Consider the following 22,947-nt stretch of genomic DNA (forward strand, 5'->3'; position numbering starts at 1 on the left):
GTTCTGCCGAACGATGTGCTGTCTGCGAACGACGGAACCGCCGTCGGGAAAAAAACACCGGCAATGAAAAACCAATTCAACTAGAAAAGTCAGAGCTCAAATGACAGACGTCGCAAACAACGAACAAAATCACTGGAACCGAGTAAAGGGACGCCTGCGGACCAACGTCGGTGAAGATGTCTACACCAGCTGGTTTGCACGAATGGATCTCGAGCGCATTCAGGACGACAGTGTGCATCTGTCGGTTCCCACCAAGTTTCTGAAGAGCTGGATTCAAGCTCATTATGCAGAGCGCGTGCTCAGCTGCTGGCAGGCCGAACTGCCCGAAGTCAGCCGTGTAGACGTCACCGTGCGCAGCGCGGTACGTGCACCGGCCCCGGCGAAGGACATCAAACCGACAGTGGTCGAGGAGCGCCGTTTTGAGCGCACTGACAATCGACCCGCACCCGAACTGCGCGCCAACGCGACCGTTCCGGTGTCCGCAAGTCACGATGCGCTCGGCGGCTCGCCGCTCGATCCGCGCCTGACATTCTCGACGTTCGTGATGGGCCGTTCCAACACGCTGGCGCTGGCAGCTGCACGTCAAGTTGCGGAAGGCCGTCACGGCGATCCCGTGATGTTCAATCCCCTCTATATCCACGCAGGCGTTGGTCTGGGTAAGACCCACTTGCTGCAGGCAGTCGCGTGGGCGGGCAATTCGAGCTCCGATCGCAAGGTGCTGTATCTGACCGCCGAAAAATTCATGTACGGCTTTGTCGCCGCGCTGAAATCGCAAACGGCGCTGGCATTCAAGGAAGCATTGCGTGGCATCGACGTGCTGGTGATCGACGACCTGCAATTCCTCCAGGGCAAATCGACCCAGTCGGAGTTCTGCCACACGCTCAACGCCCTGATCGACGCCGGACGTCAGGTCGTGATCGCGGCCGACCGTCCGCCGTCAGATCTGGAAAGCCTGGATGACCGGGTGCGCTCGCGCCTGGCCGGCGGACTCGTGGTCGAGATGGGCTCGCTCGGCGAGGAGCTTCGGCTCGAGATTCTGAAATCGCGCGTCACGGCCGCGAGGGTGCATCATGCGACCTTCGATGTTCCGGCTCCCGTGCTGGAGTATCTAGCGAAGACCATTACGCATAACGGCCGTGACCTCGAAGGCGCGATCAACCGCCTGCTTGCCCATAGCAAGCTCAACGCCACTCCGGTGACGCTGGAAATGGCGGAGCGCGAAGTTCGTGATCTGGTCCGTCCGCAGGAGCCGAAGCGGGTCAAGATCGAGGACATTCAAAGGGTCGTCGCCCGTCAATACAATGTCAGCCGGTCGGACCTGCTGTCGTCGCGGCGCACTGCCAATGTGGTTCGTCCACGTCAGGTCGCGATGTATCTGGCCAAGACCCTGACACTGCGGTCGCTGCCGGAAATCGGCCGCCGGTTTGGCGGGCGGGACCACACCACCGTGCTCCATGCGGTGCGCAAGATCGAATCCCTGGTCTCGAAGGACCTGACACTGTCCGATGAAGTCGAGCTCCTGAAGCGCCAGCTTCAGGAATAACAAAGGGGAAACGCGCAGTTAGGGCCTCCTCGCCCTTGCGCTTCGCCCTTATCCACGTCACCTTGCGGTCCCCCATGGACCCGGCCAAAATAACTTTTGGCTGGGCCATGGGCGTCAGTCGCCGTGGCGGGTCCTCCGTCCGGCATCTCCATCGCGCGTCTTCCGCAAAGGGGACACGGTTTTGCGGCCAGACGCGCAGACACTTGCTTGGGATCGGGCGGATTTGTCATGAAAGTTACCGTCGAGCGTGCACAACTCCTGAAATCGCTAGGTCACGTCCATCGCGTCGTGGAGCGGCGCAACACGATTCCGATCCTGGGCAATGTGCTGATCCGCGCCGAAAAATCGCGCCTCAGTCTGAAGGCCACTGACCTCGATCTCGAAGTGACCGAAACGCTGGCCGCGGAGACCGGCACTGCCGGGTCGACCACGGTGCCAGCCCACATGTTCTACGACATCGTGCGCAAGCTGCCCGACGGATCGCAAATCATGCTGGAAGCCGATGGCGATAGATCGGTTCTCGCGATCCGCGCCGGCCGTTCGCGCTTCACACTGCAAACCTTGCCGGAGAGCGACTTCCCGGATCTCGCGGCCGGCGACATGACGCACGCCTTCTCGCTCGCCGCGTCGGATATGAAGCGCCTGATCGACCGTACGCAGTTCGCGATTTCGACGGAAGAAACCCGCTACTACCTCAACGGCATTTATCTGCACGCCGCAGGCACAGCGAAGGACGCAACGCTCCGCGCTGTCGCGACTGATGGCCACCGTCTCGCGCAGGTCGATCTGCCGTTGCCCCAGAGTGCTGACGGCATGCCCGGCGTTATCGTGCCTCGGAAGACAGTGGGTGAAGTTCAGCGTCTGATTGAAAATAACGATGAGGAGCTCAAGATAGAGCTCTCGCAGGGCAAGATCCGTTTCACCATCGCTGACGTGGTGCTGACCTCGAAGCTGATCGACGGCACCTTCCCGGACTACGGCCGCGTCATTCCGCAGAACAACGACAAGCAGCTCCTGGTCGACAAGAAGGACTTCGAGGCTGCGGTGGACCGCGTTTCGACCATTTCGAGCGAGCGCGGCCGCGCGGTGAAACTGTCACTCGCTCCAGGCAAGCTGGTGCTGTCCGTCACCAATCCAGACTCGGGCAGCGCAACCGAAGAGCTCGAGGTGGAATACGCCTCCGACGCGCTCGATATCGGCTTCAACTCGCGCTATCTGCTCGACATTGCCGCCCAGATCGAAGGCGAGGTGGCCGTGCTCCGCCTTGCCGATCCTGGCTCACCGACGCTGGTGCAGGACAAGGACACCAAAGGCGCGCTCTACGTGCTGATGCCGATGCGGGTGTGAGGGCTTTCTGTTCCCATCCCCGCTGATTAGATTGCGTTGTGGCCGGGCCTGTCCCGGCCATCCACGTCTTTGGGAGCATCTCAGGACGTAGCTGCCGGCTTTACGGCCACAGAGTTCTTGATCGATGACAATCTCCCGCATCCTGCGCCTCAGCCTCACACATTTCCGCAACTATCGTGCGGCCAGCCTGGAGACGGACAGCAACGTTGTGGTGCTGGTGGGCGCCAACGGCGCGGGTAAAACCAATTGCCTGGAAGCGATTTCATTCCTCTCCCCGGGCCGCGGCCTGCGCCGCGCCACGCTGGACGACGTCGCCGATATCCAGGGCGACGGCTCATGGGCGGTATCAGCAATGGTCGAGGGCGAACTCGGCCTCTCGACGCTCGGCACCGGGATTGACGCGCCATCCTCCGAAGGCGCGTCATCAACCCGCCGCTGCCGCATCGATCGTGAGCCCGTACCCTCGGCCACGGCCTTTGGCGAATATCTGCGCATGGTGTGGCTGACGCCCGCCATGGACGGACTGTTCATGGGCGCAGCATCGGAGCGGCGCCGGTTCTTCGACCGCCTCGTGCTCGCCCTCGACAGCGAACATTCAAGCCGCGTGTCGGCGCTGGATCGCTCGCTGCGCTCGCGTAACCGGCTGCTGGAAGATCGCAACTTCGATCCCCACTGGTGTGAGGCGATTGAGCGAGAGACCGCGGAACTCGCCGTCGCCGTTGCCGCACAACGCGGCCAGACCCTGCAACGGCTCGCAGCAATGCTGGCCGTGCGTGGCAGTCAGTCGGCTTTTCCATCCGCACTGATCGCCCTCGATGGCTGGATGGAAAACGCACTTCTGACCGAAACGGCCACCGCAGTAGAAGATCGCTACCGTGAGATCCTGCGTGAAAGCCGCCTGAAGGACGCTGCCGCCGGCCGGACGCTCAACGGACCTCATTTGACGGATCTGCAGGTGATCTATGCGCCGAAAAACATGCCGGCCCGCGACGCCTCTACCGGCGAACAAAAAGCGCTGCTGATCGGCCTTGTCCTCGCCCACGCCAATCTTGTGGCCGAGATGACCGGCATCACTCCACTGTTGCTGCTCGACGAAGTCGTCGCCCATCTCGACCCGAACCGGCGGTCAGCGCTCTTCACCGAACTGGCGAAGCTCGGCGCACAGGTCTGGCTGACAGGTGCTGATCCGGTGGCTTTCGCGAACGTGGGCATCGATGCCGATATTTTCGATGTCGATGGTGGACGCGTAACGCGCCGCGCATAGCCGACCATCTGGCTGTGCCACGCACGATCGACGAATGACAGGCGTCCGCGAGGGCTAATACGAAGCCAAATCGCGCCTGCAAAACGCCCAAAACTCAGCCCTCGAATCATGCTTTCGCAGCCGCCCGCAAAAGGCCGTTTCCGGGCTTGAAAATCGATTAAAAAATCCCATTTATTCAAAGACTTGGCTGGCGCTAGTTTGCCCTATGCGGCCACCTGATTTCATGGCACAAATCGACGTTCTTGGACGCGTTTGCGCGACCTGATTCGACCTACCTTCAAAGGCCCCAATATGAGTGAACCAGCCCGGCAAGCCAGCGCCGAACCAGCGCCATCCTCAGGCGCGGAATACGGTGCGGAATCGATCAGGGTATTGAAGGGCCTCGATGCGGTGCGCAAGCGCCCCGGCATGTATATCGGTGATACCGATGACGGCTCCGGCTTGCACCACATGGTCTATGAAGTCGTCGACAACGCGATCGACGAAGCACTTGCTGGACACGCGACGCGCGTTGACGTGATTCTCAATCCCGACAACTCGGTGACTGTGCGCGATGACGGCCGCGGCATTCCGACCGACATCCACAAGGGTGAAGGCATCTCGGCAGCCGAAGTCATCATGACCCAGCTTCACGCCGGCGGTAAGTTCGACCAGAATTCCTACAAGGTTTCCGGCGGTCTGCACGGCGTCGGCGTCTCTGTTGTCAACGCACTGTCGAGCAAGCTGGAGCTGCGCATCTGGCGCGACAATAAGGAGCATTACGTCGAATTCGCGCACGGCGATGTCGTCGCGCCGCTCAAGGTCGTCGGCGATGCGAATGGCAAGCGCGGCACCGAGGTCACCTTCCTGGCTTCGACTGAAACCTTCAAGATTGTCGAGTACGATTTCGCCACGCTGGAGCATCGCCTGCGCGAGCTCGCCTTCCTGAATTCCGGCGTCAACATCTTGCTCTCCGACATGCGCCATGCCGTCGAGAGGCGCGAGGAGTTGCATTACGAAGGCGGTGTCGAGGCGTTCGTCAAATATCTCGACCGCAACAAGAAGCCTGTGGTCACGGAGCCGATCGTGATGCGTGCCGAACAAAACGGCATCACCGTCGAAGTCGCGATGTGGTGGAACGACAGCTACCACGAGAACGTGCTGTGCTTCACCAACAACATCCCCCAGCGAGACGGTGGCACTCATCTTGCGGGCTTCCGTGGCGCGTTGACGCGCCAGGTGACGAGCTACGCCGATGCCATGGCGAAGAAGGAAAAGATCGCGCTCACCGGCGACGATTGCCGCGAGGGCCTTACAGCTGTTCTTTCGGTAAAGGTGCCGGATCCAAAATTCTCGTCGCAGACCAAAGACAAGCTGGTTTCGTCCGAAGTGCGCCCCGTTGTCGAGAATGTCCTCAACGAATCGTTGGCGGCTTGGTTCGAGGAACACCCCTCTGAGGCCAAGACCATCGTCGGCAAGGTCGTCGAGGCAGCTACGGCGCGTGAAGCCGCGCGCAAGGCCCGTGAACTGACGCGCCGCAAGGGCGCTCTCGATATCGCTTCCCTGCCCGGCAAACTCGCCGATTGCCAGGAGCGCGATCCCGCCAAATCCGAACTGTTCATCGTCGAAGGTGACTCGGCAGGTGGCTCCGCAAAGCAGGGCCGCAATCGCGAATTCCAGGCGGTGCTGCCGCTGCGCGGCAAAATCCTCAATGTCGAGCGCGCACGCTTCGACAAGATGCTCTCGAGCGAACAGATCGGCACGCTGATCACGGCGCTCGGCACGGGTATCGGCCGCGAGGACTTCGATCTTTCGAAGCTGCGTTACCATAAGATTATCGTCATGACCGACGCCGACGTCGACGGCGCGCATATTCGTACGCTGCTGCTGACGTTCTTCTTCCGCCAGATGCCGCAATTGATCGAAGCCGGTCATCTCTACATCGCGCAGCCACCGCTCTTCAAGGTGACCCGCGGCAAGTCCGAGCAGTACCTCAAGGACGAGCGCGCGATGGAAGATTACCTGATCGAGACCGGGCTTGATGATTGCGTTCTCAAACTGGCCTCCGGCGAGGATCGTAGCGGACGCGACCTTCAGGCGCTGGTGGATGATGCACGCGTGATCCGCGGTGTCCTCAACAGCCTGCATAGCCGTTACAATCGCGAAGTCGTCGAACAAGCCGCGATCGCAGGTGTGTTGAGCCCAAGCGTCGTCGGTAACACCGAGACGGCCACGGCCGCCGCTGACTACATCGCCAAGCGTCTCGATGCGTTGGCCGATGAGGTGGAGCGCGGTTGGATCGGTCGGTTTACCGAAGGTGAAGGATACTTCTTCGAGCGCACGGTCCGCGGCGTCAAGGATGTCGCCGTCATCGACGATGCTCTGCTCGGCTCCGCCGAAGCACGCAAACTCGATGAGTATGCCGTGACATTGCAGGAAGCTTATCCGCGCAGCGCCATGCTTCGCCGCAAAGACACCGAAACGCCGATCCACGGCCCCGTCACACTGTTCGAAGCTGTGACTGAGACTGGCCGCAAGGGTGTCAGCTATCAGCGTTACAAAGGTCTCGGCGAGATGAACCCTGGCCAATTGTGGGAAACGACACTCGACGTCAACGCGCGCTCGCTGCTGCAAGTGAAGGTCAAGGAAGTCGACGCCGCCGACGACATCTTTACCAAGCTGATGGGCGACATTGTCGAGCCGCGCCGCGAGTTCATTCAGGACAACTCGCTCGACGCCAACGTGGACGTGTGAGCTTGTCCGCAGTCTGGACAGACCTATAGAGATTGCGGAAGGCTGCGGGCTCATCATCTCCCGGTGGGCTCAAGCAAAGCATCAGCAAGCGACGCTCAGCGCGATCAGCCTTACGGCGAGCGGTCTCGCCAAATCTGAAGGTCCCGTGGCACGAGCAATAACTCTTGCGGCTCTGTGTCACCGCTCAACGTTCGCAGAAGCTGCTTGTCCGTGAAGCTGACACTCTGTGATCCGTGAACAAATTCAGAAAAAATCGTTGCTACCGGAAATGGACGATCGACTATAGGTCCGCTGTTCGTATTCTTGTCGGTCAGTCGTAGCTCGCTCAGTATTGCATATCTTAATTTGCCCAATATTTCCGGCAGACGTTCATGGCTGGTTGCTGAACCTGTTTGCGGGAGTGTTTTGCTGGCATGAATGTCGTCGAGTATTCCATTGACGTCCGTGCAGAGGCACCGGCGCAAGGCATTGGCAAACTGAGATGTTTTCGTTCAACATCGTATTCCGATATTATCGAGGCCATTTGGGATTGTGATATTCCGGACGAGGACTTTGCAAGGACGATCACAATCAAGTGCGCCCCGGGCACCTCTCTCCACTTGATCGGTCAATATCGAAAACCAGCGACAATCCATCAGCGCACGGGACGCCTACCGACGAAATGCGCTACCCACATTCAGTCGCATGCCGTAACCCTGCGACCCACGGGCGCACTTGGCGTCATCATTGTTTGTCTTAGGCCTGACGCAGCGAGCCGCATCGTCAAAGCTCCGCTCAAGGAGTTTGCAAACGCCAATTTCCATCTTGGAGATTTATTTGGCGCTCTGGAAGTGGCCATGTGTGACGAACAGCTTGCGGCGGCACGCACAGGTGCGGAGCGGATTGCCGGTATCCAATCTTTTCTGCTTCGACGTCTCCGTCCTCGTATCGACAACCTCGCCAACCGCGCAGCGCTGCATCTCAGGCAAGATCCAACGATGCAGATGCACTCCCTTGCTGAAAAGCTGGCCTCTAATCCGCGTCAACTTTCGCGCATCTTCAATGCCACTTTTGGCGTCAGTCCGAAGCGATTTGCGCGCCTCGCACGCTTTCAAAAAATCCTCGCGGAGCGACAAAGCGGCCTATCCTGGGCACAGGTCGCTCATGCTTGCGGGTTGACTGACCAGGCACACCTCATCCGCGAATTTCAGGACATCGTTGGTGAATCGCCGACCGATTTCTGCACGCGCGCGCTTCGCATTGGCGCAGCAGCGATGGATGAAGCAAATCTCATCATCCAGCACGCCACGGATCGTTTCCTCGCGAAGAGTTGAAGCAGGTGTCCGAATTCGCCAAGACCCGGTTATGAAAACGTCATCAAGCTAGGCCGGATTTGGTTGATTTCAGGGAAAACAATATGATGCGGCGTCTTATAAAAGAAGTTGTAGCCACGGGTGCGTTTCACGGGATCGCCACGAGAATAGTCCCGCCCTTTCCCGCAGACACTCACATTCATCATCCGCCTGCTCGACTTGCCGCTTTGTCATTGGTCATGAACGTCCGCTACCGGGCGATCAACCGCTTCTCCGAAAATAAGAAACAGTTCGGCTCGTAACAAATCTCACGATGGCGCGCGACTTCAAGTGGCCCCTCGTTGACCTTGCTGAACAGGATCCCATGAAAACAAAACGGTCTGCGGACGCAGCGGCTGAGCCCTTCACCCTTGATCCAGAATCAAAACGATAACGGCCTGCGCGTCGTCACCAGCAATACAGGCTATGTCCTCTTCATCGAGAACGACCCGACGATGCGGCAGTTGCTCGCCACCTTCTTCGAGGAGAACAATATGCCAGCGTGTGCCATGGCCCGCGGGCACGAGCTCAACCGGCATTTCGCCAGCAGCAATCTAAACCTGATTATTCTCGACCTGCACGCAAGCCAAAGCGACGGCCTTGTTCTGCTCAGGGACATCCGATCCCGTTCCGACGTGCCGATCATCGTCACCACCAGCGCCCCATGCGACGAGACCGATCGCGTCGTCGCCCTCGAACTTGGGGCTGACGATTTTGTGACCAAGCCGTTTGGCCCGAGCGAATTGCTCGCGCGCGCGCGGGCCGTGCTCAGACGGCACAAAATCGGCGAGGTCACCCGCGCGCGCAACCCGGAACGTGGTGGATTCAGGTTCGGCGGCTGGCAGCTCGACCGTCGCATACGGGGCCTGCTCGATCCGAGAGGCAATCCCGTTTCACTGACCAAGGGCGAATACGTTCTGCTCATCGCCTTCCTCGAAGCACCACAATGACCGCTCTCACGCGAGCAGTTGCTGCAAGCGACGAGAATTTACGAAGATGTTTTCGACCGAGGTATCGACGTTCAGGTTCTACGTCTCAGACGCAAGCTGGAGATTGACCCAAGCGCGCCGCGCATCATCAAGACCGAACGCGGCGTCGGCTACGTCTTCGTCTTCGTCTTCGTCTTGCCGGTCGACCCGTTCTAAGGAAGCAGCGGTCACAGAAAGCTGAAGCCTGTGTCCGAAAACGCCAAGACGACTCTCGGAGAAATTTCCAAACTCATACCCAAGGATTTTTGGTCCATTTCAGCAAGGCGGCATAATGAGTTCAGTAGATAAAGTTGCCATCGTAACGGGCGCGTCTCAGGGAATTGGCGCCGGAATAGTCAAGCAATTCCTCGCCAGAGGCTACCGCGTTGTTGCTTGTTCACGAAAGGTCGCGACCACAGGCCAGCCAAATCTGGTCGAAGTTTCCGGAGATATTTCGCAACCCGAAATAGCTGCGCGGGTCATCGAAACGGCGAAAGATCGCTTCGGACACGTGGACACGCTGATTAACAATGCGGGCGCCTTCCTGCCTAAGCCCTTTACGGACTACACCGAGAGCGAATTTACGACGCTCTTACAGGTCAACCTGGGCGGCTTCTTTCACGTCTCACAGAAGGCGATAGCTGAGATGCTTCATCGCGCCAGCGGACATATCGTCAATATTACCTCTAGTCTCGTGGCCGAGCAGCCATTGAAGAGCGTGCCGGCGGCTCTAACCGCGATCACCAAGGGCGGGGTCAACGCCGTCACGCGGGCGCTCGCCATCGAATATGCGGACAAAGGTATCCGAGTGAATGCGGTGGCTCCTGGAGCGATCCGCACGCCCATGCATTCGAGCGACACGCACGCCTTCCTTGCAGCGCTACATCCAATGGGCCGCATGGGAGACATTCAGGAGATCGTCGACGCGGTTCTCTATCTTGAGAATGCGCCGTTCACGACTGGAGAGATCTTGCATGTCGATGGCGGTGCCAACGCAGGACGGTGATGATCCCATCAAGGGCTAATCAATCAAGTCGCGCGAGGAAAGAAAATGAGCAGCTATCCTCGACCAATCCCCGAACTGTTTAGAATTGAATTGCCGATCATCCAGGCGCCGATGCTGGGCATTGTTACGGCTGAGATGATTATCGGAGTTGCCGAAGCGGGTGGACTTGGGTCGCTTCCCGCCTCCCATCTGAGCGCGGAAGAGACTCGAAATATAGTCTCCGAGATACGACGGCGGACATCGAAACCCATCAATGTCAATTTCCTTTGCCATGAATCGCCGGAGGTAGATCCGACGCGCGAGGATGGCTGGGTTCAGCGCTTGAAGCCCTACTATGCCGAGCTCGGCGTCGCCTTCGATCCAAATCCCCTTCGCAATCCCTTTCCAGTATTCGGGGGTGATCATTGTGCACTCCTGGAAGACATCAGACCAGAGGTCGTCAGCTTTCACTTTGGCCTCCCGCCCGAGCACCTTCTGGAACGTGTGCGTAAAACCGGTGCGAAAGTCGTGTCCTCAGCAACCACGGTCGAAGAGGCACGGTGGCTTGAGGGGGCTGGTTGCGACGCCATCATTGCTCAAGGGCTTGAAGCAGGCGGACATCGAGGTACGTTTCTTCACGACGACGTCGATGCGCAGGTCGGGACAATGGCCCTGGTGCCGCAAGTTGTCGATGCTGTGAAAGTTCCGGTCATCGCGGCAGGAGGCATTGGCGATCCCAGAGGGGTTGCCGCGGCATTCGCATTAGGCGCATCGGCGGTTCAGGTCGGCACCGCCTTTCTCTTCTGTGAGGAGGCAAATGTCTCTCCTTTGTACCGGGAGGTGATAAGAACTGCTCGACCAGAACAGACTCTGCTCACGAATGTCTTGACCGGGCGACCGGCTCGCGTTCGCGAAACGCGGATCGTTCGAGAGCTTGGTCCAATCGCGAAGGACGTACCAGCCTTTCCTCTCGTCCTGGCTCCGCTTGCTCCGCTGCGGGCAGCAACTGAACCGCATGGATGTACGGACTTCATGCCGTTGTGGTGCGGCCAGGCTGCATCCCTGAGCCCAGAGCTTTCAGCCGCAGAGCTGACAAGATGGTTGTCGAGCCCGCATCAGGCGCGCAGGTGTCAATCGATGCCGCCATCAAGCTCATGATTCGCGGATGCCGAGTCCTGCCAAATGCGTGGTGACGAATTGCGATAGCTGGATTCGCAACATCTCTGGCGGGACGGCAACTAGTCTTTCTTCGAGGCCAAGTGAAATGATGCCGTGCACAGCGGAGAACATCGTCTTCGCCAGCATCGCGACCTGCTCGTGAGGCAGGTCCGGCAGAAGCACACTCAGCGGCTTGTACATCAGCGCGAATGCGGTTTGGACCATATCGAGCAGGTCCTGCGGGAACGGTTTGTCGTCCTCCATGCGATGCTCAAAAAGCGCCCGCAACAGATTTGGATGCGATGTCGCGTAATCCAGATATCCCTCGGCGAGGCGGTGCAGATGCCGGACCGGAGACGCGTCGTCCGCTTCTGATAGCGCCCTTGTCAGATTGCGCACAGTGTCCCGGCTGACCTCCAGAATGAGGCCATCGAAGTCGCCAAAGTCGTTGTAGATGCTGCCAAGCGCACATCCTGCTGCAGTGGCGACGTCCCTGACTTTCAGCGCTCTCAACCCCCGCTCGGCAATCAAAACCTTCGTCGTTTCAATGAGTTCGTCCCGCCGCCCACTTTTTTTGGGATTCGGCTGAAATTTCGCTTGAACATTGTTCATTTCGGAACTATCCATTGCCGCGTTCGATTGAACAACGTTCATGCCTGGGAGATAACGACAATGCAAGATTTTCTTTCAAAGGTCCGCCTCTCGATCCGCGCGTTTTTTATGGGTCCCATCGATCGCCTTGCGGCGTCAGTCGATGTCGCCGGTGTTCTTTCCAAACAGCCCAGCCGCAACACCAAGATCCGGTTCGGCCGCAAGCTGTCGCGCCGCCAAACGCTTGATGCCCGCCTAGGCCGAGACGCATTTGGCATCCTCAGCGTCTTCACGACGCTCAAGTCTCTCAATCAACTCTCGTGAGAGGCTAGCATGCTGCAACACTTCGTCACGCTGTTGACCGACCTTTTCACAACGATGATCCGCGGGAGCGAACGTCCAACGCTGTCCAGCCTGGATCGCTCTATCAATGCCGCCGGCGCAGCGCGTGTTTCGGCAAGACGCGCGCTCGCGGTTGCCATCGCCGAAGAAGAGCGAGAAGAGCGGCGACGGACCAGCCTGATGCAGAAAGTCACCGATCTCGAGCACCGGGCTGTGCTTTCCGTTAAAAGCAATCGTGAAGACCTGGCGATCGCAGCCTCTGGCGATCGCGGCCCTCGCGACTGAAATCGAGGCATCGCATAACGCGTCACTGCGCTTCACCGCGGAAGTCGTACTCGCTCGCCGTGAGGTCGATGCTCAGCGTCGTCGTCTGGCGGATCTCGACCGAGGCCGGCGGCTTGCCCGCGTCGGGGCTGCACTGAATTCAGTTGCGCCCAATTCCACAACGGGGCTCGATCGGTTTGCCGAGGCGGAAGATACGCTCGCTCGTATCGAGTCTGATAACCATAACGCCAAAGCAATCCGCGAAGAGATGGCGTCGCCCGCCGATCAATTGATCGAGCAAATGTCCGATCTCGGCTTCGGCGCCCCGACTGTCGTTCGTCCCTCCGACGTCATGACCCGGCTTCGCCTCATGGCTTCCAGCACGCCTTCCGTCGAATTCGCTCATTCAACCGAAAACTGACAAGGAATCACTTATCATGTCCATGGAAAATCTTCCGCATGTCGAGCGCCCCACCAATGCCTGGGTTACGTTCTCCTACCTTTCTCTCGCAGGCTCTCTGCTGATGGTCGGCGGCGGGATCGCCTATCTCCCACTCGACTGGTGGGTCCGCGGCTATTTCGCAATGGGCTTGGTGATGGTGGTTCAATCGTGTTTCACCGTATCCAAGAACGTTCGTGATGTGCACGAAGCGGGACGGATGTTCAATCGCATCCAGGAGGCCCGCACCGAGAAATTGCTGCGTTCCGACGCACAGGTTTGAACGCGCGGGTTGGAGCCGACGTCTACAAAGATGTCGATTCCCCTTTTTATTCAGCCGGCTAGCCGCACCAAGTGGGATTAGCCGGTTATTGACGAAAGTTCTTAGAACCTGGGGTTCATCATGCTTTTGAATTTAATGTCCTCGCGCCGCTTTGCTCCACTCTTCTGGGCGCAGTTTTTCTCCGCATTGAACGATAACTTCCTCAAGAATGCGCTCGTCATTCTCATTCTTTTTGGCGCGGCAACCGAGGGCCACAGCGACTCCCTGGTGACCGTCGCCGGCGCGGTCTTCATCTTCCCTTTCTTCGTGCTGTCCGCTCTCGGCGGCGAGCTCGCAGACAAATACGTCAAAGCAACGATCGCCAAACGCGTGAAGTTTGCCGAAATTTTTGCCGCCTGCTTTGCTGCCGCTGGCTTCTTCCTGCACTCCATACCTTTGCTGTTTGTTGCACTCGGCTTGTTCGGCATCGTCGCAGCACTCTTCGGGCCGGTGAAATATGGAATCCTTCCCGATCAGCTCGAAACCGGTGAACTCGCGACCGGCAACGCGCTTGTGGAAGGCGCAACCTTCCTTGCCATTTTGGGAGGTACCATCGGCGGCGGGATGTTCGTCGCAGAGTCGGCTCATCCCGGCTGGATTTCCGGTGCGATCGTCCTTCTCGCAATCGCATGCTGGCTTTCCGCCCGGCAAATCCCGGTCACGGCGCCTGCAGCCCCGGACCTTGTCATCACGCACAATCCGTTGATTTCGACCTATCGGCTCCTGCGGTCGCTGAAGGCCCATCCACGGCTCTGGGACGGCACGATCATTGTGTCCTGGTTCTGGCTCGTGGGCGCGGTCGTGTTGTCCCTTCTGCCGGTCGTCGTCAAAAAGTCCGTCGGCGGCACCGAGGGCGTCGTCACGCTCTGCCTCACGGTGTTCGCGATCGGCATCGCCTCCGGTTCGCTGCTTGCAGCGCAGTTGAGCCACGAACGGCCGAATGTCGCCTTGGTGCCGCTTGGCAGCATCGTCATGGGACTCATTGGGTTCGACCTTGCCTGGACCATCGGCCACATGACGCCTGCCGATGGCATTCATCCCCTGCAGTTCGTTGCGAGCTTCACTGGCATCCGCATGCTGCTTGACTTCTTCGTCTTCGCGATCGGCGGCGGGCTGTTTGTCGTGCCGGCGTTTGCTGCCGTTCAGGCCTGGTCCGCCCCTGCGGAACGCGCACGCGTAATCGCAGCAGGTAACGTCATGTCGGCCGCCTTTATGGTTGTAGCCTCGCTTGTGGTCGCGCTGCTTCAGGCCATTGGAATGACGGTTGCATGGCTGTTCTTTTTCTTGGCGGGAGCAAGCTTGCTCATGACATGGTTCGTCATGACGAAGTGGGGCAAGGAAGGCGTCCGCGATCTCGGCGCATTGTTGTTCAAGGCGCTGTTCCGCGTTGAAGTGCGTGGGCTCGAACATCTGCCCCCCGCTGGCACGCGGATGCTGATCGCGCCCAATCATGTCAGCCTGATCGATGGCCCGCTGCTGCATGCCGTATTGCCGATCGAAGCAGCGTTTGCGGTCGACACCGGAATTGCGCAGGCGTGGTGGGCGAAGCCGTTCTTGAAGTTGATCCGCCACTACACAATGGACCCGACCAAGCCGCTCGCTGCGCGTGATCTCATCAAGCTGGTGTCGTCGGGTGAGCCTGTCGTGATCTTCCCTGAGGGGCGCATCACCGTGACCGGCGCACTGATGAAGGTTTACGACGGCACAGCAATGATCGCCGACAAGTCCGATGCGGTTATCGTTCCGGTTCGCATCGAGGGTGCTCAACGCTCACATCTTAGCTATTTGAAAACCGGACAGATCAAGCGCGTCTGGTTTCCGAAAATTACAATCTCATTCCTTCCGCCGGTCAAATTGAAGGTCGATCCGGACCTGCGCGGCAAGGCTCGCCGCAATGCCGCCGGTGCCGCACTTCAAGATGTCATGATCGATGGCATGGTGCAGACGGCGATGCTCGATCAGACACTCTTTCAAGGTGTTGCGCATGCGTACAAAAACCACGACACAGGCAAGCCCATTATTGCGGACGCGCTCGGGACAGAGCTCTCTTACAAGAAGCTGCTGCTTGGTGCGCAGGTTCTAAGCCGGAAGCTTGAACCGCTGGCTGGCGTAGGCGAAAACATCGGCGTCCTGCTGCCGAATTCCGCCGGGGTTGCCGTGGTGCTGATGGCATTGCAGACGATCGGTCGTGTGCCGGCCATGCTGAACTTCTCCGCTGGCAGCGTGAGCATTCTCAGCGCGATGAAAGCAGCACAGGTCCGCGTCGTTCTGACCTCCCGTGCTTTCATTGAGAAAGGCAAGCTCGAGAAATTGATCGCAGCGATCGGAAGCGAAGCCCAGATCGTTTACCTCGAAGGCATTCGATCGAAGATCGGCACGATGGATAAAATTCGTGGTTTGCTGGATGGTGTCAAACCCCGCGTGACGCGCCAGGCGAACGATCCGGCCGTGATCCTGTTTACGTCCGGCTCTGAGGGCACTCCGAAGGGCGTTGTGCTGTCGCACCGAAATATACTGGCAAACGCTGCACAGTCACTCGCACGAGTCGATGCCAATGCCAACGATAAAGTGTTCAACGTTCTGCCGGTGTTTCACTCATTCGGGCTGACTGGAGGGTTGATGATGCCTCTCCTGGCAGGGATTCCAATCTTCATGTATCCGTCGCCGCTTCATTATCGAATTGTGCCGGAGCTGATCTATCAGACTGGCGCAACGATCCTGTTCGGAACAGACACATTTCTCGCGGGATATGCGCGATCGGCGCATCCTTATGATTTCCGTACACTTCGGTTGGTGCTGGCTGGTGCCGAGGCTGTCAAGGACCGAACGCGCGCAGTTTACATGGAGCGCTTCGGAATCAGGATCCTTGAAGGCTATGGCGTGACGGAGACCGCTCCCGTGCTTGCGATGAATACACCGATGGCCAATCGGCCTGGATCTGTCGGACGTTTATCGCCGTTGATGGAATACAAACTTGAGGCCGTCCCCGGCATCGACGAAGGTGGTCGTCTGTCGGTCCGTGGACCGAATGTCATGCTGGGCTATCTACGCGCTGAGAATCCGGGAGTACTGGAGCCGCTTGTGGATGGCTGGCACGACACAGGCGACATCGTGACGATCGATGCCGGTGGATTTATCGCCATCAAGGGGCGCGCCAAGCGCTTCGCGAAGATCGCAGGCGAAATGGTCTCACTCTCGGCCGTTGAAGCCATGGCGTCGGCAATCTGGCCTCAGGCCATGTCGGTTGCTGTCTCAATTCCCGACCTGCGAAAGGGCGAACGCGTTGTGCTTCTCACGACGCAAACTGATGCTGCGCGTGATGCCTTGCAGCGGCATGCAAAAAGCATTGGGGCTTCCGAATTGTCGGTGCCATCCGACATTCGCACCGTCGACAAGATCCCGCTGCTGGGGTCTGGCAAGACCGACTATGTAGGGGCAACAGAGCTTGCACGTGAGCTTGCTGATCCGAACCGTCAGGTAGCGTGATCACATAACCGTGCTCTTTCTTGAGGCGCCGGCGGGGCAATCCGACCGGCGCCTCAATTGTCTTGAGAGCATCAACTTTGCTGCATGAGGAAAGCATGGATCTTTAGCGCGACGCTTTCGGTGCTATAGATCTATCGCCTCTGCACAAAGGAGATCGTCATGTCCCTGCCCGCCCTCTTCAAACCGATCAAGGTTCGCAACCTTGCTTTATCGAACCGGATTGTGATCGCACCCATGTGCCAGTACTCGGCCGAAGACGGCTGCATGAATGACTGGCACCTGATCCATCTCGGTCAACTTGCTCTCTCCGGTGCGGCGTTGCTGACGATCGAGGCCACAGCAGTTCTTCCGGAAGGCCGCATCACCTGGGCGGATGTCGGGCTTTGGAATGATCAAACAGAGGCCGCCATGGGCAGGACGCTGGAGGGCATTCGCCGTTGGTCAAACATGCCGATCGCCATCCAGCTCAACCACGCCGGCCGTAAGGCTTCGACGGAAGTGCCGTGGAAGGGAGGCGCGCAGATCGCTCCTGGCGTGCCCCACGGCTGGCAGACGGAAGCGCCTTCCGCCGTGCCGTTTGCCGAAGGAAATGTTGCGCCGATGGCATTCGATCGGGACGGGCTCCGTCGCGTGAGAGACGCCTTCGCGGCATCCGCAGGCCGCGCAGCACGGCTTGGCATCGACGCCGTTCAGCTTCATGCGGCGCACGGCTATCTCCTGCACCAGTTCTTGTCACCGCTGTCCAATCGGCGTGACGACGAATACGGCGGCTCACCGGAAAACCGCATGCGCTTCCCGCTCGAAGTCTTCGATGCGGTGCGCGCCGCTTTCCCGGCGGGAAAAGCCGTCACCATGCGCGTGTCGGCGACCGACTGGATGGAAGGCGGCTGGGACGCTGACCAGACCGTCGCGTTCGCAAAGATGCTGGAAGCCCACGGCTGCGATGCGATCCATATTTCAAGCGGCGGCCTGCACCCTGCGCAGCAGATCCCTGTGGGGCCAAGTTATCAGGTGCCGCTCGCACGCGCTGTGAAAGCCGCGGTGCGCATGCCCGTCGTTGCGGTCGGATTGATCACCGGCTTCGAACAGGCCGAGGCGATCGTCGCAACAGGGGACGCCGACATGATCGCACTGGCGCGTGCGATCCTCTACGATCCACGGTGGCCGTGGCATGCCGCAGCGGAGTTGGGTGCGAAGGTTCGCGTTCCCAGCCAATATCTCCGCTCCCAGCCCCGGCAGTATAAGGATCTCTTCGCGAGCGAGTAATCGTTAACGAACGATCGGCGATCTGGACGGCGCAGGAAGCCACTCTCAGCAACCATTGCGAACAGCACTTACGCCGCTTTCCGCAATGGGGCTGCCGTCTCGCGTCGCCGTGCAGAGACCGCACAGCCGCACTCATGGATCGTATCGCCTTCGACCACGAAGCCGCGCTTTTCCAGTGCGAGATGGATGTTTTGGATCGCTGCAGGTTTCTGCGGATCAACCCAAATCAAGAGTGTCCCACGGGGACTCAAGAAACTCAGCAGCCAGTCCAGCGTCTGCTCAAGGGTCCTGAACGGGCGGCGCCGCCAATCCACCAGCGCGACGTCATACTGCGCTGCCGGCCGACCACAATTGGCAGTCGCGGCCGCATGAAGATAGCCGCGGTGATGCAGATCCAGCATCAACTCAATGGCTCTCGAGCCCGCTACGAGAATTTGGTCCTGTTTGGAGCATCCGGCGAGCGCAATCATCGGCTCAATGATGCGATCGCTCGCGCGTGAAGAAGACGTTAGTAACATGGCCACCACCGAGTATCGATAACGACATCGGCAGGATGGATCATTGCGCCATAAAAAATCGAGCCGGGAGATCGAGCTCAAATATAGGCGCTCTGTTATGTCTCTTAAGGCATTTATTTATGCAGGCTCTTCGGTCGGCCAAGGCTCAGCGACAACGCCACGCCTAGCGCGCGCAATCGGATTTCCTGAACGCGCGGCCGAACTGATGGTCATTCTGGAGGGCCGCTGGTCTTACTGCTCATTCAGGGTGATCCGGCCGTCATAGAGGCCGGCCGCCGCGCCGCGCGTCACACTTGTCGCATCTGACCAACCGCTTGCGACGCCATGTCTTTTCGAGATTGGAGCTTCGCGATCTCACGACTTGAACAGCACGTGCGCAGCGCTTAGCCTGCCGCTTCCATTGCAAGGAATCCACATGGCCAACGAAACCGCAACGCTCGCCGCCTATGTCGCCAATCTCAAGTATGATGACATCCCGGCTGACGTGCTGGAGCGCGCAAAAACCCTGACATTGGATTTTCTTGGGAGCGCCGTGCGGGCGCGGCGAGATGCGGAATCGACTCCCTCTCTGCTCGCAATGCTTGCGACACTCGGGCTCGATTCGAAGGGTGAGGCCACCGTGTGCGGCGACAGCCGCACTTACACACCAGCCGTTGCGGCCTTGCTGAACGGTGCGCTTGGCCACTCGCTCGATTTTGACGATACCCACGCCGACTCCTCGCTGCATCCGAGCGCACCCGTTGTGCCCGCCGCGTTTGCTGTTGGAGAGATTACTGGTGCAAGCGGCCGTGACGTGCTCACCGCCATCGTCGCCGGCTATGAGGTGTGCTGTCGCCTCGGCAACGCGCTCGACCCGACATCGCATTATGCGCGAGGCTTTCATCCGACAGCGACGGCCGGAACATTTGGTGCAGCCGCCGCTGCCGCTAAACTTTATGGTCTCTCTGCCGACCAGATCATCGCAGCCTTCGGCGTCTCCGGAAGTCAGGCCGCGGGCTCACTGCAATTTCTGCTCAATGGAGCCTGGAACAAGCGTTATCAAGTCGGCGCGGCTGCAATGAACGGCGTTGTCGCTGCTTCCCTCGCTCGCGAAGGCTTCATCGGCTCGACGGAATCCGTCGAAGGCAAGCACGGACTGCTGGTTGGCTACAGCGACAACGCGCATCCGGATAAGGCTGTGGCGGATCTCGGTCAGGTGTACGAAACCATGAAGATCGGCGTGAAGCCGTATCCAAGCTGCCGCTATACTCATGCGGCCATCGACGCCCTGATCGCCATGCGCCGCGAACACAACCTCACGCCAGAGAACATCCAGCGCGTCGAGATCGGCCTGCACCGCAACGGCATCACATTGACCGGCGATGCCGCCACCAAACGCCGCCCCAAGAACGTAGTGGGCGGACAGTTTTCGATGTACTTCACCGGCGCCCTTGCCCTCGAACAGGGCAGCTTCGGCTGGGACGATTACGAGCGCCTTGGCGATCCTGCAATCGAGGCGCTAGCCGACAAGATCGACGTGGTGCAGGACGATCGCCTTGAGATCGGGCGCAGCCATCCTTTTGGCGCGCGCGTCAGCATCGTCAGCGGCGAAGGAAAGCTTGAACGGCTCATTCCCGATCCATCCGGAGAACCCTCGCTGTTTCCGGATGCCCAGGCGATGCGGCAGAAATTCCTGCAACTTGCGCGCCCCGTGCTCAATGCAGGAGCAGATCGCTTTGCCGATGCGGTGTTGGCGCTAGAGACGTTCGATCGGGCGGACGCGGCCATTCGCCTCGCGCGTCAGTGATTGTTTCTTCTCATCGCAACAGACTAAAGTCTTTCGCTTGTCTGGAAACCGGCACGCTCACGATCTAATGTCGTGTATGATCGGTTATCCCAGACCGATGCGATGTGACGACAAAATTTAAGACAGGTTTGAACAGATGGCGACCCTGGGTTTCGACCGCGCACCCGCATTCCTGAGTGACCTCATCAACACGTTGACCGAGCGCGGTCGCAGCCTGCTCGGCCTGTCGAACGGCTCGCGTGCAATGTCCAAAGCCGAGTTGATCAGCCTCGGCGAAACGCTGCTGTCCCGACGCGGAGAGGCCACCGGCGTGGCGCTCGCCAGCACCTTGCTGGCGGGTTATGCGGCGGCCAACGACGCCGACAAGCTCGCTTTTCTCAATGCACTTGCTGATCTGTTCGGGCCGGACATGCCGCAGCTCAACGAGGCGCTGGCGGCGGTGCGCGACAAGAATGCGTCACCAGACAGCATCGGCAAGCTCCTGAAGGCGGCTGAGCCGCGCCGTCAGGAATTGATCCGACGGCTCAACCTCGCACCGGGCGGCACTGCGTCACTGGTCCAGATGCGAGAGGCGTTGCTGGCCCATATTTCGGATCACCCCGCGCTCAAGCATGTCGACAACGACTTCGTGCATCTGTTCGCGTCATGGTTCAACAGAGGTTTTCTCGTGCTGCAACGGATCGACTGGACCACGCCCGCTAACATCCTCGAAAAGATCATCCGTTACGAGCAGGTCCACGCCATCAGCAACTGGGACGATTTGCGCAGCCGCCTCGCGCCCAGCGATCGGCGTTGCTACGGCTTCTTCCATCCGCAGCTTGTCGATGAACCGCTGATCTTCGTTGAAGTGGCGTTGACACGCGACATTCCCGGTGCGATTGCGCCCTTGCTGGATTTATCGCGGACGCCAATCACCGCGACGAGCGCCAACACGGCGGTGTTTTACTCGATCTCCAACACACAGAAGGGCCTCGCGGGCATTTCCTTCGGCAATTTCCTCATCAAGCAAGTGGTCGAAGACATCAAGCGCGAACTGCCGAACGTGCAGACCTTCGTGACCCTTTCACCGGTGCCGGGCTTCGCTGGATGGCTGAAGCGCGAGCGCACCAATGAGAATTCTACATTGCTCGACGCTAGCACCCGTGCCGCTCTCGACGAACTCGACACACCGGGCTGGGCCGATGATCATGAGACTGCCGAACGCGTCAAAGGCGCATTGATGCCGCTTGCTGCATATTATTTCCTCGAGGCCAAGAGCCCGCGCGGCCAGCTGGTCGATCCGGTCGCGCGTTTCCATCTCGGCAATGGCGCGCGACTGGAGCGGCTGAACTTCCTTGGCGATCGCTCGGACAAGGGCATGCAGCAGTCGCACGGGCTGATGGTCAATTATCTCTACGCGCTCGACAAGATCGAAGAGAATCACGAGGCCTACGCCGAGAAGGGCGTTGTTGCCTCGTCATCGACAATTCGTAAACTGATCCCCGCTCGTGCGCTTTCGATCGCGGGCGACGCGAACTGATTATTGCACCTTTTCCGCAGGAGGCCATCATGAGCTGGATGCCATCAAACGACCCGATCCTTGGCGATGCGCAGTCCTGCGACGCGCTGGAATTGATGATCGTTCCGCGGACGCGCGATCTCGGAGATGGCTTCGCTGTCCGCCGCGCTTTGCCCCACGGCAAGCGACAGATGGTGGGACCTTTCATTTTCTTCGATCACTTTGGCCCGGTGCAGTTTGTAGCCGGCAAAGGCATGGATGTGCGGCCGCATCCGCACATCGGCCTCGCGACCGTCACCTATCTATTCGACGGCAGCATCATGCATCGCGACAGCGAGGGCAACATTCAGGAGATTCAGCCGGGCGCGATGAACCTGATGACGGCCGGACGCGGCATCGCGCATTCGGAACGCACACCGGATGTTCAGCGCGCCAACGGCCAGAGCATGCTCGGCCTGCAAAGCTGGATCGCGCTTCCCGCCGGCAAGGAGGAGATCGCCCCATCGTTTCAGCACTACAGCGCGGAGAGCCTGCCGACCGTGCAGGACACCGGCTTCAAGGCACGGATCATTGCCGGCTCCGCATTCGGCGTGAAGGCACCGGTCGAGATGGTATCGCCGTGGTTCTACGTCGAAGTTGCGCTCGATGCCGGCATGAGCGTGCCGCTCGACGACGATCATGAAGAGCGCGCGATCTATGTTGTCGAAGGCGAGGTGGAAATCGCACGCGAAACCTTTGCCAGCCCGCAGATGTTGATCTTCCGCCCAGGAGACCGCATCAAAGTCACGGCGACGCGCCCGACCCGCATGATGTTCCTGGGTGGCACCGCGCTCGAAGGGCCCCGGCACATCTGGTGGAATTTCGTCTCTTCAAGCAAAGATCGCATTGAACAGGCGAAGGCCGACTGGAAAGCCGGGCGTTTCGCACATGTGCCGAACGAACACGAGTTCATTCCGCTCCCGGAATAGCGTGATATCGCGACGCAGGATGCAGTAGCTCGCTACTTAAGAGTTGCCGGCTACACGGCGCTGGAAATTTTTCGAGAGCACACCTCTTTCCGCCCTGCGAAATCGGCTGATGCGTCGCATGGCTGATCCGACATCGAC

Annotated in this window: 18 protein-coding genes and 1 pseudogene; 17 read left to right on the forward strand and 2 right to left on the reverse strand. The window is 59.3% G+C overall.

Going from position 1 to position 22,947, the window contains the following annotated elements:
- Positions 1-100: 100 nt before the first annotated feature.
- From dnaA to ACZ5C3_RS00040, 8 genes and pseudogenes are all read left to right on the forward strand, one after another.
- Positions 101-1,543 (forward strand): chromosomal replication initiator protein DnaA, encoded by a 1,443-nt coding sequence (gene dnaA, locus ACZ5C3_RS00005; RefSeq protein WP_464034315.1) that lies wholly within the window; start codon positions 101-103, stop codon positions 1,541-1,543.
- Between the two features lie 228 nt (positions 1,544-1,771).
- Positions 1,772-2,890, forward strand: coding sequence for a DNA polymerase III subunit beta (gene dnaN / locus ACZ5C3_RS00010; RefSeq protein ID WP_464034316.1), 1,119 nt, complete (start codon positions 1,772-1,774; stop codon positions 2,888-2,890).
- Positions 2,891-3,014: 124 nt separating this feature from the next.
- A complete protein-coding gene (recF, locus tag ACZ5C3_RS00015; RefSeq protein WP_464034317.1) occupies positions 3,015-4,154 on the forward strand; it encodes a DNA replication/repair protein RecF in 1,140 nt (379 codons plus the stop codon).
- 291 nt (positions 4,155-4,445) lie between these two features.
- Positions 4,446-6,887 carry a DNA topoisomerase (ATP-hydrolyzing) subunit B gene (gene gyrB / locus ACZ5C3_RS00020; protein WP_464044405.1) on the forward strand — a complete coding sequence of 814 codons (2,442 nt, stop codon included), beginning with the start codon at positions 4,446-4,448 and terminating at the stop codon, positions 6,885-6,887.
- Between the two features lie 836 nt (positions 6,888-7,723).
- Positions 7,724-8,200, forward strand: a complete 477-nt coding sequence (locus ACZ5C3_RS00025) for a helix-turn-helix domain-containing protein (RefSeq protein WP_464044406.1) — start codon at positions 7,724-7,726, stop codon at positions 8,198-8,200.
- A 389-nt stretch (positions 8,201-8,589) separates the two neighbouring features.
- A pseudogene (locus ACZ5C3_RS00030) lies at positions 8,590-9,363 on the forward strand (response regulator).
- A gap of 115 nt (positions 9,364-9,478) precedes the next feature.
- Positions 9,479-10,192: an SDR family NAD(P)-dependent oxidoreductase gene (locus ACZ5C3_RS00035; protein ID WP_464034323.1), complete on the forward strand. Its 714-nt coding sequence runs from the start codon at positions 9,479-9,481 to the stop codon at positions 10,190-10,192.
- Between the two features lie 45 nt (positions 10,193-10,237).
- Positions 10,238-11,329 carry an NAD(P)H-dependent flavin oxidoreductase gene (locus ACZ5C3_RS00040; RefSeq protein WP_464034325.1) on the forward strand — a complete coding sequence of 364 codons (1,092 nt, stop codon included), beginning with the start codon at positions 10,238-10,240 and terminating at the stop codon, positions 11,327-11,329.
- Here ACZ5C3_RS00040 and ACZ5C3_RS00045 read toward each other — a convergent pair.
- On the reverse strand, positions 11,324-11,941 hold the full coding sequence (locus tag ACZ5C3_RS00045) for a TetR/AcrR family transcriptional regulator (protein ID WP_464034327.1): 618 nt from the start codon (positions 11,939-11,941) through the stop codon (positions 11,324-11,326). The two genes, ACZ5C3_RS00040 and ACZ5C3_RS00045, sit on opposite strands and share 6 nt — an antisense overlap.
- A 60-nt stretch (positions 11,942-12,001) precedes the next feature.
- Here ACZ5C3_RS00045 and ACZ5C3_RS00050 point away from each other — a divergent pair, with 60 nt between their 5' ends.
- From ACZ5C3_RS00050 to ACZ5C3_RS00075, 6 genes are all read left to right on the forward strand, one after another.
- The gene (locus ACZ5C3_RS00050) at positions 12,002-12,244 is read left to right on the forward strand and encodes a hypothetical protein (protein ID WP_464034328.1); all 243 of its coding nucleotides are present in this window, start codon (positions 12,002-12,004) and stop codon (positions 12,242-12,244) included.
- A 9-nt stretch (positions 12,245-12,253) separates the two neighbouring features.
- A complete protein-coding gene (locus tag ACZ5C3_RS00055) occupies positions 12,254-12,547 on the forward strand; it encodes a PspA/IM30 family protein (RefSeq protein ID WP_464034329.1) in 294 nt (97 codons plus the stop codon).
- A complete protein-coding gene (locus ACZ5C3_RS00060; RefSeq protein ID WP_464034331.1) occupies positions 12,498-12,947 on the forward strand; it encodes a hypothetical protein in 450 nt (149 codons plus the stop codon). The genes ACZ5C3_RS00055 and ACZ5C3_RS00060 overlap by 50 nt, the downstream gene beginning before the upstream one ends.
- Before the next feature lie 16 nt (positions 12,948-12,963).
- Positions 12,964-13,248: a YiaA/YiaB family inner membrane protein gene (locus tag ACZ5C3_RS00065; protein ID WP_464034332.1), complete on the forward strand. Its 285-nt coding sequence runs from the start codon at positions 12,964-12,966 to the stop codon at positions 13,246-13,248.
- Positions 13,249-13,368: 120 nt separating this feature from the next.
- Positions 13,369-16,773, forward strand: a complete 3,405-nt coding sequence (locus ACZ5C3_RS00070; protein ID WP_464034334.1) for an acyl-[ACP]--phospholipid O-acyltransferase — start codon at positions 13,369-13,371, stop codon at positions 16,771-16,773.
- Positions 16,774-16,932: 159 nt separating this feature from the next.
- Positions 16,933-18,039 carry an NADH:flavin oxidoreductase/NADH oxidase gene (locus ACZ5C3_RS00075; protein ID WP_464034336.1) on the forward strand — a complete coding sequence of 369 codons (1,107 nt, stop codon included), beginning with the start codon at positions 16,933-16,935 and terminating at the stop codon, positions 18,037-18,039.
- 68 nt (positions 18,040-18,107) lie between these two features.
- On the opposite strand, the gene ACZ5C3_RS00080 is transcribed toward ACZ5C3_RS00075, so the two are convergent.
- Positions 18,108-18,557 (reverse strand): hypothetical protein, encoded by a 450-nt coding sequence (locus ACZ5C3_RS00080; protein ID WP_464034338.1) that lies wholly within the window; start codon positions 18,555-18,557, stop codon positions 18,108-18,110.
- A gap of 415 nt (positions 18,558-18,972) precedes the next feature.
- On the opposite strand from ACZ5C3_RS00080, the gene ACZ5C3_RS00085 reads away from it, so the two are divergent.
- The 3 genes from ACZ5C3_RS00085 to ACZ5C3_RS00095 all read left to right on the forward strand — a co-directional run bounded on the left by ACZ5C3_RS00085 (position 18,973) and on the right by ACZ5C3_RS00095 (position 22,809).
- Entirely contained in the window at positions 18,973-20,343 is a 1,371-nt protein-coding gene (locus ACZ5C3_RS00085) for an MmgE/PrpD family protein (protein WP_464044407.1), read from the forward strand.
- A 136-nt stretch (positions 20,344-20,479) separates the two neighbouring features.
- Positions 20,480-21,862 (forward strand): malonyl-CoA decarboxylase, encoded by a 1,383-nt coding sequence (locus ACZ5C3_RS00090; RefSeq protein ID WP_464034340.1) that lies wholly within the window; start codon positions 20,480-20,482, stop codon positions 21,860-21,862.
- A 29-nt stretch (positions 21,863-21,891) separates the two neighbouring features.
- Positions 21,892-22,809 (forward strand): pirin family protein, encoded by a 918-nt coding sequence (locus tag ACZ5C3_RS00095; RefSeq protein ID WP_464034342.1) that lies wholly within the window; start codon positions 21,892-21,894, stop codon positions 22,807-22,809.
- Positions 22,810-22,947 lie beyond the last annotated feature (138 nt).

The sequence above is a fragment of the Afipia dichlorophenoxyacetatis genome (assembly GCF_055386385.1).